Raw genomic sequence first — 13,192 nt, forward strand, 5'->3', positions numbered from 1 at the left:
TGTGAGCAGGAAGGCCGACGATGAACACGCACAAACCCACTCCCCCCGCCCATTGCACCTTCGAGCCGGATGACTGGCTGAAGCTGGCGAAATGCTGGCACCCGGTGGCCCGCGCCTGCGACATCGACGCCGCGCCGGTCAAAGCCACGCTGCTGGACGAACAGCTGGTTATTTACCGCATCAAAGGCCAGGTGGTGGTGGCGCGCGACGTCTGCCCGCATCGCGGCGTGCCGCTGACGCTGGGTTTTCACGATGAAGAAGGGATTATCTGCCCCTACCACGGTCTGCGCTTCGGCGAAGATGGCCGCTGTAACCGCATTCCCTCCAGCCCGGACCAGCCGGTGCCGGCCAAACTCAACCTGACGAGCTACGCGGTGGAAGAGCGCTACGGACTGATCTGGACCTGCCTGGACTTCGATGCCGACAACCCGCCGCCGCTGCCGACCATGCCGCTGTGGGACGCAGACGGCTACCAGCAGATCAACTGCCCGGGCTTTGAGGTCAACGGCTTTGCCGGTCGCCAGGTGGAGGGCTTTCTGGACGTCGCCCACTTTGCCTGGGTGCATACCGATACCTTCGCCGATGCCGACAACCAGCGGGTGCCGGACTACAAGCCGCAGGAAACGCCGTTTGGCTTCGTTGCCGACTACTGGAGTTCGGTGAGCAACTACGCGCCACACTCGGAATACCGTGCGCCGGAAGGGTTCCAGTGGCTGCGGCATTTTGAAATGCACCTGCCGTTTACCGCCACGCTGACCATTCATTTCCCCGGCGAGGAGCGGATGGTGATTATGAATGCCGCCTCGCCGGTGTCGGCCCGGGTTACGCGGATGTTTGCGCCTATCGCCCGCAATGTCGATCTGCACGTGCCGGTGGAGGATGTGCATGCTTTTAACCTGCGGGTGTTTGAGGAGGACCGGCTGATGGTGGAAACCCAGCGCCCGGAAAGGCTGCCGCTGGACCTCACCCTGGAGGCGCATATCCCGGCCGACCGCAGTTCGATTGCCTACCGTCGCGGCCTGAAAAAAATGGGCTTCGGCGACTTTTTCCTCGTCTGAACGGAGGCGGCAATGAGTGAGATGCTGGAAGCAAGAGTCGACGGCCTGTGGTGCCAGGGCGACAAAAGTCTGGCGGTCAGCCTGGTGGGCACCGGCTCTGCGGCTCTGCCCAACTGGCAGCCCGGGGCGCATATCGATCTCCACCTGCCCTGCGGACTTATCCGTCAGTATTCGCTGACCGGAACCGGCGAGGCGAACCGCTATCTGATCTGCGTGGCGCGTGAAGCGGCATCGCGCGGGGGATCGCGCTACATTCACGACACGCTGCGCCCCGGCCAGCGGCTGATGATCTCAGCGCCGCGCAACCTGTTCCCCCTGCAGCCTGCCGGGCGGGTGCTGCTGCTGGCGGCCGGGATCGGCATCACCCCGCTGTACGCGATGGCGGTACGGCTCAGGGCGGCAGGCACGCCTTTTGAACTGCACTACTTTGTAAAAAGCCGCCGCAGCGCCGCCTTTATCGCTGAACTGATGGAAAACAGCAATGGGCCGATGTGTACCGTTCACTGTTCCGACGAGGGCGGCAGCCCGCGCCACCGGCTGGCGCAGGTCATCGCCGCGCCGCAGGATAATGCGCACCTTTACGCCTGCGGCCCGCAGGGATTTATGACTTCGGTTGCGGAAACCGCACGGGCGAAAGGCTGGGCGGAAGAACGGATCCACAGCGAAGCCTTCCAGCCCGCGGCACCGACGGTGGGTGGATCGCAGGACGGCACGTTTACCATCACGCTGGGGTCAACCGGGGAACGCTGGCCGGTGCCGGGGAATAAGACTATTGCTCAGGTGCTGCAGGAGAACGGCGTGGCCGTGCCGCTCTCCTGCGAGATGGGCCTGTGCGGCGCCTGCCTGACCCCGGTGATCGAGGGCGTTATCGATCACCGCGATACCGTTCAGTCCGAACAGGAAAAAACCGCCCCGGCGCAGCATATCGCGCTGTGCTGCTCACGCAGCCACTCCGGGGAGATTGTTATCGATCTTTGAAACGCAGGAACTTCCCGCTACTGCGGATCCCCTTTCGGGATCTCGGCAAAGAATCCGGCAAACAGCGGCTGACGCAGCTGGTGCAGCACCTCCTGCAGGGTATCCAGCGGCGCGGCGGACCAGTCGGCGCGGGCATCAACGTCGGGGTATTCGCGGTCGTACCAGATTTTCAGCGCGGCCGAATGCATCCCGCGCCTGTCGCCGCCGGCTGCGGCCCCGGCGCGCATTGCCGCCAGCAGCCGATCGGCAAACGGCAGCTCGCTGCGCAGCTGATATTCCCGGCGCATCTCCGCCAGCGTTTCCGCATTAAGCAGTAAATTTCCCCCCACCGCGCCGTCGTTCACCGACAGGCTGTCGGCATAAACGCCGCACAGCGGGCCGCTCCAGTGCGCCACGCTGCCGCTGCGATCCACGATCATTACCTGCCTTCTGGGGGCTTCCGGATCTTCCCGCAGCAGCATTGCCAGCGTTTCGGTGGCGGAAAACCCCTCGCGCAGCCGCGCAATGCCGTGGATGCCGTACAGCGGATTGGTCATCGCCTGGGTGGCAATCGCACCTACCCGCGCGGCACCGTGGATCACCAGCGCCCCTACCGCCGGACCGGCGGTAGCCGTGGCCGCACCGAACGCGCCGGTATGCGGATCGCGCGCGACAATTGAGAAGGTCATGTCAGCTCCCGTGGCGAGGTCAGACTAAATTTATATGGATAAATTATTGCAATAAGCCCTATTTATACGCATAAATAATAATCAGGACAACCGGTATTCACTCCCGAAGCAGATGAGGCCACCATGCTGAGTACGCGACGAATCAAGGTTTTAATCACCAGCGCCCTGCTGCTGTGCCCGCTGCTCGGCGCACCGCTGGCTCAGGCCGCCACGCCCGCCGATGCGCTGCTGATAGGCCAGGTGGCCGAACCGCAGTCGCTCGATCCGCAGGTGGCCACCGCCGCCAACGACTCGCGTATTCTGGTCAATATGTATGACGGACTGGTGCGCAACGGCGAAGGTAAACTGGATATCGAACCGGCGCTGGCCACCCGCTGGGAGATCAGCCCGGATGGCCTCACCTACCGTTTCCATCTGCGCGACAACGTGCGCTTCCACGACGGTACGCCGTTCAACGCCGAAGCGGCGAAGTTTACCTTCGATCGCATGATCGACGAGAAAAATCCGTGGCACGATACCGGCCCGTTCCCGCTGTCGTTTTTCTTCTCCAGCATCAAATCCATTGATACCCCCGATGAACAGACGCTGGTATTCCACCTGAAAGAGCCTTTCGCGCCGTTCCTCTCCAATCTGGCCACCCCGACGGGGCTGATCGTTTCACCGGCCGCGGTGAAAAAATATGGTAAGGATTTTGGCCGCCATCCGGTGGGGACCGGGGCGTTTCAGTTTGGCGAATGGCGGGCCAACCAGCGCGTGGTGGTGACGGCGAATGCGTCTTACTGGGACGGTAAACCGGCGGTCAACACCGTGGTATTCCGCCCGATTACCGACGGCAACACCCGCGTGGCGGAGATGCTCTCCGGCGGGATTGACGCGATGGTGGAAGTCCCGCCGGATACGGTGAAGCTGTTCGCGGAGAAGCGCAAACGCTTCCGTCTGTATGAAACCACCGGCCCGCACGTCTGGTACGTGATGCTGAACGCGCAGGTGCCGCCGTTTAACGACGTTCGCGTGCGTCAGGCGGTGAACTACGCGGTGAACAAACAGTCGCTGGTCGACAATATTCTTCAGGGTTCTGCGGACGTGGCCGACGGCCCGATCCCGGCGGCGTTCAGCTGGGCGGCGAATCCCGACGTGAAGGCGTATCCCTACGATCCGCAGAAGGCGCGCGAGCTGCTGAAAGCGGCAGGAGCGGAAGGTGCAACCCTGACCTTCTACGTCACCGAAGGGGGATCGGGGATGCTCGACCCGGTGCCGATGGCCACCGCCATTCAGGCCGATCTGAAAGCGGTCGGGCTGAACGTGAAAATTGAAACTTATGAATGGAACACCTATCTGTCGAAGGTCAACGCCGGACTGACGCCGCAGACCCATATGGCGGAAATGGCGTGGATGACCAACGACCCGGATACCCTGCCGTTTTTAACCCTGCGCACGGATGCCTGGCCGAAAAAAGGCGGCTTTAACTCGGGTTACTACAGCAATCCGCAGGTAGATGCGCTGCTGGAAAAAGCCCGTCTGACCACCGATAACGCCGAACGCGGGCAGCTTTACCGCCAGGTGCAGCAGATCGTGCACAACGACGCGCCGTGGCTGTTTGTCGCCAACTGGAAGCAGAATGCCGTGACCTCCACGCGCATTAACCATTTTTCCCTGCAACCGAACTTTAACCTGTTACTCAATCGGGTGACCAAACAGTAACGCCGACGCAGGAGCCTGACTATGTGGCACTACACGCTAAAACGCGTTCTGGCGATCGTTCCCATCTTTATCGGGCTTTCGCTGATCGTCTTTCTGATTATGGCGATGATCCCCGGCAATCCGGCCCAGGCGCTGCTGGGAGCCTGGGCCACGCCGGAAAACGTCGAACGCATCACCCGCGATCTCGGACTGGATAAGCCGCTGTGGCAGCAGTATCTGATCTGGATCGGCAACATCCTGCACGGCGACTTTGGCCGCTCCTACGTGCTGAACCGCCCGGTGATTGACGAGGTGCTGCAGCGGCTGTCGGCCACGCTGATCCTCGGCGGCAGCGCGCTGCTGCTCAGTACCGTGCTCGGGCTGCTGGCGGGGATCGCCTCCGCGCTGCGCCAGTTCGGCTGGGGCGATCGGTTAATCACCCTGTGCGTACTGGTGGGGATTTCCATGCCCTCGTTCTGGATCGGTCTGCTGATGATTATGCTGTTCGCCGTGCAGCTGCAGTGGTTCCCGGCCTCCGGGATGTTCGCCATCTGGGGCGGCGGCGGCTGGCTGGATCTGCTGCATCACCTGGCGCTGCCCGCCGTCACCCTGGCGATTGTCGCCACCGGGGTGATCGCCCGCCTGACCCGCACCGCGATGCTGGAGGTGCTGCGTCAGGACTTTATTCGTACCGCACGCGCCAACGGCCTGAGCGAGTCGAAGGTGATCTACCGCCACGCCTTTCGCATGGCGCTGGTGTCGGTGATCCCGGTGATCGGCATTCAGGCCGGCTTTGTGCTGGGCGGCGCGGTGTACATTGAAACCGTCTTCCAGTGGCCGGGGCTGGGCGCGATGCTGGTGAAAGCCGTTGCCACCCGCGATCTGCTGCTGGTGCAGGGCGGCGTGCTGGTTGCCGCCGCGGTTTATGTGCTGATCAACCTGTGCGCCGACATCCTGCAGGCGCTTCTCGACCCGAGGTTAAAATCATGAGCCAGATTCTGACGGCGCCCTCCACGCGCCACCGCCCGTCGCTCTGGTCGCTGCTGCTGGCGAACCGCCTGGCCACGCTGGGGCTGATTATTCTGCTGCTGACGGCGATCGTCGCCCTCTGCGCACCGCTGCTGCCGCTGGCCGATCCCGATGCCACCAATCTGCTGCAGCGCCTGCTGCCGCCGCTGTCGCCGGGGCATCTGCTGGGCACCGATCCGCTGGGGCGCGATGTACTGTCACGGCTGATCTGGGGGACGCGGGTGTCGCTGGCGGTGGGCATCAGCGCCACGCTGCTGGCCGCGCTGTTCGGCACGCTGATCGGCCTGCTGGCGGGCTACGCGGGGGGCCGCACCGACAGCCTGCTGATGCGGCTGATCGATATGCTGATGGCTTTCCCCTATATTCTGCTGGCGCTGGCGATTGTCGCGGTGCTCGGTCCGGGGCTGCTGAATGCGCTGTACGCCATCGCCGTGGTCAATATTCCCTTTTTCGCCCGTAATATACGCGGCCTGACCGTCGGCCTGCGCCAGCGCGACTTCGTGCAGGCGGCGCGACTCTCCGGCAAAAGCCACGCGTCGGTGCTGTTCACCGAAGTGCTACCCAACGTGATGCCGGTGATCGTGGTGACCATGTCCACCACCATCGGCTGGATGATCCTGGAAACCGCTGGCCTGTCGTTCCTCGGCCTCGGCACCCAGCCGCCGGATGCCGATTTAGGCTCCATGCTCGGCCAGGGGCGCGCACAGATGTTCAGCGCGCCGCACGTATCGCTGGTGCCGGGCATTATGATCTTCCTGCTGGTAATGAGCTTTAACCTGCTGGGCGACGGCATCCGCGACCTGCTCGATCCAAGGCTGCGCTCCGGCGTGCTGCAACGGGCGCAGGCGGTCACCACCGTCACCCGCCCTGCCGTACCGGCGGCAAAAACCGACGGTGCCCTGCTGGAGGTGGTGGATCTGGCGGTCAGCTTCCGCGCCGGAAAACAGGCGCAGCAGGCGGTGAAGGGCATCAGCTTCCATCTGCAGCGCGGGGAATGCCTGGGGTTGATTGGCGAAAGCGGCTCGGGGAAAAGCGTCACCGCGCTGTCGATTATGGGCCTGCTGGCCTCCCCGCCGGGTGAAATCAGCGGCGGCGCGATCTATGTGGACGGCGAAGAGATGCTGTCGCTTTCCCCTGACGCCCTGCGCCAGCGTCGGGGCGCGCGCGTCGCCTATATTTTCCAGGATCCGCTGAGCACGCTGCATCCGCAGTTACGCATCGGCGACCAGATCGTTGAGGCGATTCAGGCCCATCAGCCGCTGTCGCGCAGCCAGGCGCGGCAGAAAGCGATCGCCCTGCTGGAGGACGTCGGCATCCCCGATGCCGCCGCGCGGTTTAACGCCTGGCCGCATCAGCTTTCCGGCGGTCAGCGCCAGCGCGTGGGCATTGCGATGGCGCTGGCGAACGACCCGGAGATTATCATCGCCGATGAGCCGACCACCGCGCTGGACGTGACCGTGCAGGCCAGGATCCTGGAGCTGCTGCAAAACCTGCGCCGCGAACGCGGCCTGACCCTGCTGTTTATTACCCACGACTTCGGGGTGATTGCACAGATCTGCGATCGCGTGGCGGTGATGCGCCACGGCGAAATTGTGGAGAGCGGCGACACCGCCACGATGCTGGCCGATCCGCAGCACGACTACACCCGGCGGCTGATCGCCAGCGTGCCGAAGGCCGGCCAGGGGCGCGATTTCCTGCGCCAGGTCGCGGCGCTTTATCCCACCAGCCAGCCCCAGCAGGAGCGCGTATGAGCAACGTGATTGAGGTAGAAAACCTGACAAAAACCTTCGGCCACGCCGCACGCTGGTTCAGCCCGGCGGCTCATCAGGTGCAGGCGGTCAAAGGGATTTCACTGCATCTTGCCGCCGGAGAAACGCTGGCGGTGGTGGGCGAAAGCGGCTCGGGGAAAAGTACCCTGGCGCGCATGCTGGTCGGGCTGGAAACGCCGACCTCGGGCACCATCCGCCTGATGGGCAACGAGACCGGCTCCGGACGCAACGGTAAAGAGAACGGGCGGCTGATCCAGTATGTGTTTCAGGATCCGGTCGCCTCGCTGAACCCGCGGAAAACCATTGCGGATACGCTGGACGTGCCGCTGAAGGCGCTGTGCGGCTACGGCGGTGCGAAACGAAAAGCGCGGATGCTGGAGCTGATGGAGGCGGTGAAAATGCCCGCCGATGCCCTGATCGGCTATCCGCACGAGTTTTCCGGCGGGCAGGCCCAGCGGCTGGCCCTGGCGCGAGCGCTGGCCGCCGAAGCGCGCATTCTGGTACTGGATGAGCCGGTCAGCGCGCTGGACGTGTCGGTACAGGCACAGGTTCTGCTGCTGCTGGATCAGCTGAAGGAACAGTTTGGCCTTTCCTACCTGTTTATCAGCCACGATCTGGCGGTGGTCGAATCGATTGCCGATCGGGTGGCGGTGATGTATCACGGAGATTTGGTAGAATGTGCCGATAACGCCACGCTGTTTCGTTCACCTCAGCACAGCTACACGCAGAGTCTGCTCGCCAGCGCCCCCCGTCTGTGAAGGAAAGAATTAATGAGCCAGGACACCCCGGACGCACCGCGCCGCAAGCGCACCGACGAAATCGTTGATGCGATTAAAGAAACCATCATTCGCGATAACCTGGTGCCGGGCGACCGGCTGCCGCAGGAAAAAGATCTGGCCCAGCACTACGCCGCAGGTAAAGGCACGGTGCGCGAGGCGCTGAAGTCGCTGGAGGTGCAGGGGCTGATCCGCACCAAAACCGGGCCGGGCGGCGGCGCGTTTATCGAGTCGATGACCGAAACCCGCGCCATGAGCCTGCTTTCCAACTATCTGTTCACCCGCGAACTGTCGATCGGCAATATCTACGCCCTGCGCAAGGCGCTGGAGCCGATTGCCGCCGTCAGCGCAATTCACGCCATCGACGAGGCCGGTTTTGCCCGACTGAACCAGCTGATTACCGTCTACGACCATCCGCCCGCCGACGACGATGAGCGCTGGGCGCAGCGGATGGCGGAGCTGGATTTTCACGGCGTGGTCGCCAGCTATGCCGACAACGTGCTGCTGGCGTTTCTCTGCCACTTCTTACAGCGGCTGCTGAAGGATCTGGCGGTGTGCAAGGATATTTATCAGCGCCCCGAGCCGGTGGATCGCCGGGTGGGCATCAACTTTCAGCGCCGCCTGATCGACGCGATGCGCCACAAGGATGCGGAGGAAGTGGAGGCCATTATGCGCGCGCATATGCAGCACGCCGAGGCATCAATGCTGGCGCTGGAGGCAACGCTGGAGGAACGTTTTCTGAGCGACAGCATTTAACGTTTACCGCCCGCTTTCGGCTAACTGACGGCCCGCAGTCAGTCGTCGGCCGGCTCCCCTGCCGGCGGCACCACCCGCACCAGATGGATCATCAGGTACAGCAGCTCGTCGGTGGTGAGCGTCACCTGCAGCAGATTCAGCACGTATTCGCCGATCAGCTGGCTGGCGCGATAGTGATCGGGATACTCGCCGCGCACCTGTTCGAAGATGAAATCGTCTTTGGTGGCGATCTGCCGCCGCTCGATCATCCGCTGAATGAAAAACTGCAGGTGGGTCAGAAAACGCTGATAGTTCAGCGAGTCGCGGTCGATCTCCACGCGGAAGTGATATTTGATAATGTTGAAGATATCTTTCAGCATCTTCACCGACAGCAGCGTGGATTCCATATTCAGCACCTCGGTCTGCCCGTTGACCAGATGGAAGGCGATATTGCCCGCCTCCTCCTCCGGCAGGCTGATGGCCAGCCGCTGATTCAGCGTGTTGACCGCCTGCTGCGCCAGCGCGAATTCACGCGGATAGAAGCGTTTGACCTCAAACAGCAGCCGGTTCTGGATGGCAATGCCCTTGTGGAAACGCTCAATCGCAAAGCTGAGGTGATCCATCAGGGTAAAAAACAGCTGCTCGCTGAGGCGGCCGTTCAGCCCGACGTTGGCCAGGTCAATCAGCGACTGCACCAGCGGCGGCAGGTATTCCGGCGAGTTTTCAATCACCCGCAGATAGTCGCGGGCGGCCTGGCTGTTCTGCACCGCGTAGATTTTTTCAATCTTCTGCGGATCCAGCTCGTCGCCGGGCCGGCTGCTGAAGCCCAGCCCTTTGCCCATCACAATCACGTCTTCATGGCCGGGGGTACTGGCTAACACCAGACTGTTATTCAGCACCTTTACTACCGTCATTTTTTCCATTTATCGCCACCCGGCCATTGTCTGCTGCGTGTTGTTTTACAGGCTCTGCCCGTTGCTGGCAATCACCTGCTGATACCAGCCGAAGCTCTGCTTGCGAATCCGCTTCAGGTCTTTCAGATCGTGCTCGCCGCGATTAACGTAGATAAAGCCGTAGCGTTTGCCGTAGCCCTGATGGGTGCTGACCACATCAATCGCCGACCACGGGCAGTAGCCGATCACCTCCACGCCATCCGCCAGCGCCAGCTGAAGCTGTGCGATATGCTGGCGTAAAAAGTCGATGCGGTAGTCGTCGTTAATCACCTCGCCCGCTTCCAGCGCGTCCGGCGCGCCGATGCCGTTTTCGGTGATCAGGATCGGCAGGTTGTAGCGCTCCCAGGTTTTACGCAGCGTCAGGCGCAGCCCCACCGGATCGACCACCCAGCCGTATTGGGTTTTGCCGACGAACGGATTTTCCGCCGCGCGATAGACCCCGGGTTCACCCAGCATAATCTGCTGATCCCCGGCGCGGGCGCTGATATCCGAGGCGTCGCCGCGGCTGGCGGCGATGGTGGCCGTGGAGTAGTAGTTGATCGCCACGTAGTCCGGCCGGCCCTGCAGCAGGATCGCCGCATCCCCTTCCTCGACCTCCGGCGCAATATCGCGGTCCAGCAGGTAGCGCCAGGCCAGCGAGTTGTAGCGCCCGTGTACCGCGACGTCGAGGAAATTCCAGCCGCGCAGGGTTTCCCAGTTGTGCGCCGCAATGGCATCTTCCGGTTTGCAGGTTTCCGCATACATCGAGGTGGTGTTAATCGCCGGGCCGATTTTCGCCACCGGCAGCAGGCGGTGGCAGAGCGCCATCACCTGCGCCTGGGCCAGCATCATATGGTGGTTCTGCTGCCACAGCGATTTCGCCGTGGGCATCACGCCGCCTTCCGGCAGGCCAATCGCCCCCGGATGGAGGATCATGGTGTTCTGTTCGTTGATGGTCAGCCAGTAGCGAACCTTTTCGCCAAAGTGGGTAAACAGCGTGCGTGCGTACGCCACAAAGGCGTCGATGGTTGCCCGGCTGTTCCAGCCGCCCTGCTGCTCAAGGCACCACGGCAGATCGAAGTGGTACAGGGTGACGATCGGTTCGATGCCGTGGCGGTTCAGCTCATCAATCAGCCGCTCGTAGAAGGCCAGACCGGCCGGATTCACTTCCCCGACGCCGCCGGGGATGATGCGCGTCCACGCGATCGAGAAGCGATAGGCCTTCAGCCCCAGCTCGGCGAACAGCGCAACATCCTCCATCACGCGATGATAGTGATCGCTGGCCACGGTAAAATCCGCCGTTTCCGCCGGATGCTGGCACATATCAATCACCGACGGGCTTTTGCCGTCTTCGTTCCACGCCCCCTCAACCTGATAGGCCGAGGTTGAAGCGCCCCATAAAAAATCGGCTGGGAACGGTGCTGTCTGACGATAAATCATGCTGTAGCCTCCCCTGGTTGATTTCTCAGGGCCAGCAGATCGGCCCCCGTGGCGATCTGGCCGTCGGCAACGGCCTCAACCGCCCGATACTCCTCGCTGTTGACCACCAGCACCGGGGTGATCGGGTCATAGCCGGCGGCAATAATCGCCGCCAGATCGAAGCTCACCAGTTCGTCACCCGGGCTGACGCGGTCGCCAACCTGCAAAGCAGAGGTGAAGTGCTGACCGGCCAGATTGACCGTATCAATACCGATATGGATCAGAATTTCCGCACCGCCGTCTGATTTGATGCCCACCGCGTGCTTAGACGGCAGGAAGGTCACCACCTCCCCCGCTACCGGGGAGAGCAGCACGCCGCTGTCCGGAATAATCGCCACGCCCTGGCCCAGCAGGCCGAGGGAGAAGACGTCGTCCGGCACCGCCGAGAGCGGCACAATGCGGCCGCTGAGCGGGCTGCGCAGCGTTTCAGACGGCTGCGAATGAGCCGCTGACGTGTCGCTGTCAGAGGGACATCCAGCACCCTGTACGGAGTGCGCTTCCGACCCGGCGATGGCTGATGCCGCAGGGCTGGACTGTCCCGATTCGGCCGTAGCGGAACCTGATACTGCCGCCCTGGACACCGGAGATGCTCCGCTACCGGCAGGTTTCGCCCCGGCGGAAGGGGTACCATCAGAAGGCGATAAATCACCCTCTCCTTCCGGCTGCGGATCGTCAAAGCCGAGGAACCAGGTCAGCGAGAACGTCACCACGATGGCGATGGCACAGGTGACCAGCGCATGGACGATATTCATCGGGTTGTCGCCGATAAACGCGGGCAGCGCGGCCAGGCCCGGCGAAACAAACGCATAGCGCACCACGCCGCTCAGCCCGGCGTAAATCCCGGCGCAGCCGCCGCCGATCATCGCGGCAATGAGTGGACGTTTCAGCTTCAGCGTGACGCCGTACAGCGACGGTTCGGTAATGCCCAGCAGCGCGGTGAAACCGGCCGACGACGCCAGCTGCTTCAGATCTTTATTTTTGGTTTTCAGCGCCACGCACAGCGTTGCCGCGCCCTGCGCAATATTCGAGGCCAGCATGCCGGGGCCGTTGATGGTTTCAAAGCCCTGACGGGTCAGCTGGGCGGTGGCAATCGGCGTCATCGCCCACGCCGTGCCGGTGATCACCAGGAAGGGCTGCAGACCGCCCATCAGCATCGGGATCAGCCAGCTGGCTTTCCCGTTAACCACGGCGGCACCGGCGGCGACCAGATCGTTAAGCAGGATGCCAAACGGCCCCACCACCACCAGCGCCAGCGGTGCCGTGACCAGCAGGACAATCATCGGCTTGATAAAGAACACCAGCATCGACGGCGAGACTTTTTCCGCGAAGCGCTCCACCCACGACATCAGCCAGACGGTGAAAATAATCGGCAGCACCGAACCGGCATAGTCCGCCAGCCGCACGTCGATGCCGATAAAGGTGATATCGCCGCCTTTTGCCAGCATCTGCGCCAGGTTCGGGTGCAGCAGCGCCCCGGCGATGGTCATCGCCAGAATCGGGCTACAGGCAAATTTAATCGCCGCGCCGTAGGCCAGCAGCACCGGCAGGAAGAAGAACGCGGCGTCGGCAATGGTATCCAGCAGCTGATAGGTGGTGCTGCTGGCGCTGATTAACCCGCAAAGCTTGAGGATTGCCAGCAGCGCCTTGATCATCCCCGCGCCGGTAATCGCCGGGATCACCGGGGTGAAGGTGGTGGAGATCACGCTGATAATCTGGCTGAATATGCCGCTTTTTTTCGCCGCCGCGTTTCCGCCGGCGGGCTGCGCGTTCAGCGTGCCGATTTCCGACATCAGCGTGCGATAGGTTTGCTGCACCTGATTGCCGACCACAATCTGGAACTGGCCCCCGCTCTCCACCACGCCGATGACGCCCGGCAGTTTTTCAATCGCCTGCGCGTCAACCTGAGTACGATCGTTAAATTCCATGCGCAGCCGCGTTGCGCAGTGGGTGAGCCTGCTGATGTTGCTTTTGCCACCGCCGAGCGACAGGATTTGATGGGCGAGCTGTTTATAATCCACTGTTTTCCCCAGAAAAAAACCAAAAAAAAAGACCAAAATAAGAAATGCGCCTCATGGTGGAGGAGCATTT

The 13,192-nt window shown here is 62.5% G+C and carries 11 protein-coding genes; 7 read left to right on the top strand and 4 right to left on the bottom strand.

All coding sequences use genetic code 11. From position 1 onward, the window contains the following. Positions 1-20 precede the first annotated feature (20 nt). Entirely contained in the window at positions 21-1,058 is a 1,038-nt protein-coding gene (gene hpxD, locus PGH32_RS10345) for a molybdenum cofactor-independent xanthine hydroxylase subunit HpxD (protein WP_337893966.1), read from the top strand. Positions 1,059-1,070: 12 nt separating this feature from the next. Next, positions 1,071-2,036, top strand: a complete 966-nt coding sequence (locus tag PGH32_RS10350; protein ID WP_337893967.1) for a PDR/VanB family oxidoreductase — start codon at positions 1,071-1,073, stop codon at positions 2,034-2,036. 17 nt (positions 2,037-2,053) lie between these two features. Here the strand turns inward: PGH32_RS10350 and PGH32_RS10355 are convergent, their stop codons facing one another. Beyond that, positions 2,054-2,704, bottom strand: a complete 651-nt coding sequence (locus PGH32_RS10355; RefSeq protein ID WP_337893968.1) for a DUF1028 domain-containing protein — start codon at positions 2,702-2,704, stop codon at positions 2,054-2,056. Positions 2,705-2,827: 123 nt separating this feature from the next. On the opposite strand from PGH32_RS10355, the gene PGH32_RS10360 reads away from it, so the two are divergent. The 5 genes from PGH32_RS10360 to PGH32_RS10380 are packed head-to-tail and all read left to right on the top strand — an operon-like array spanning position 2,828 to position 8,714. Further along, the gene (locus PGH32_RS10360; protein WP_337893969.1) at positions 2,828-4,405 is read left to right on the top strand and encodes an ABC transporter substrate-binding protein; all 1,578 of its coding nucleotides are present in this window, start codon (positions 2,828-2,830) and stop codon (positions 4,403-4,405) included. 21 nt (positions 4,406-4,426) lie between these two features. Then, entirely contained in the window at positions 4,427-5,374 is a 948-nt protein-coding gene (locus PGH32_RS10365; protein ID WP_337893970.1) for an ABC transporter permease, read from the top strand. Further along, positions 5,371-7,164, top strand: a complete 1,794-nt coding sequence (locus tag PGH32_RS10370; RefSeq protein ID WP_337893971.1) for a dipeptide/oligopeptide/nickel ABC transporter permease/ATP-binding protein — start codon at positions 5,371-5,373, stop codon at positions 7,162-7,164. Before PGH32_RS10365 ends, PGH32_RS10370 begins: the two co-directional genes overlap by 4 nt. Continuing rightward, on the top strand, positions 7,161-7,940 hold the full coding sequence (locus tag PGH32_RS10375) for an ATP-binding cassette domain-containing protein (protein WP_123334799.1): 780 nt from the start codon (positions 7,161-7,163) through the stop codon (positions 7,938-7,940). The genes PGH32_RS10370 and PGH32_RS10375 overlap by 4 nt, the downstream gene beginning before the upstream one ends. 12 nt (positions 7,941-7,952) lie before the next feature. Further along, positions 7,953-8,714 carry a FadR/GntR family transcriptional regulator gene (locus tag PGH32_RS10380; protein WP_337893972.1) on the top strand — a complete coding sequence of 254 codons (762 nt, stop codon included), beginning with the start codon at positions 7,953-7,955 and terminating at the stop codon, positions 8,712-8,714. Between the two features lie 38 nt (positions 8,715-8,752). Here the strand turns inward: PGH32_RS10380 and licT are convergent, their stop codons facing one another. The 3 genes from licT to PGH32_RS10395 are packed head-to-tail and all read right to left on the bottom strand — an operon-like array spanning position 8,753 to position 13,122. Further along, entirely contained in the window at positions 8,753-9,607 is an 855-nt protein-coding gene (gene licT, locus PGH32_RS10385) for a BglG family transcription antiterminator LicT (RefSeq protein WP_337894287.1), read from the bottom strand. A gap of 45 nt (positions 9,608-9,652) precedes the next feature. Continuing rightward, positions 9,653-11,065 (bottom strand): glycoside hydrolase family 1 protein, encoded by a 1,413-nt coding sequence (locus tag PGH32_RS10390; protein ID WP_337893973.1) that lies wholly within the window; start codon positions 11,063-11,065, stop codon positions 9,653-9,655. Then, positions 11,062-13,122, bottom strand: coding sequence for a glucose PTS transporter subunit IIA (locus PGH32_RS10395; protein ID WP_337893974.1), 2,061 nt, complete (start codon positions 13,120-13,122; stop codon positions 11,062-11,064). The genes PGH32_RS10390 and PGH32_RS10395 overlap by 4 nt, the downstream gene beginning before the upstream one ends. Positions 13,123-13,192 lie beyond the last annotated feature (70 nt).

This window comes from Erwinia sp. SLM-02, from assembly GCF_037450285.1.
GTDB lineage: Bacteria > Pseudomonadota > Gammaproteobacteria > Enterobacterales > Enterobacteriaceae > Erwinia.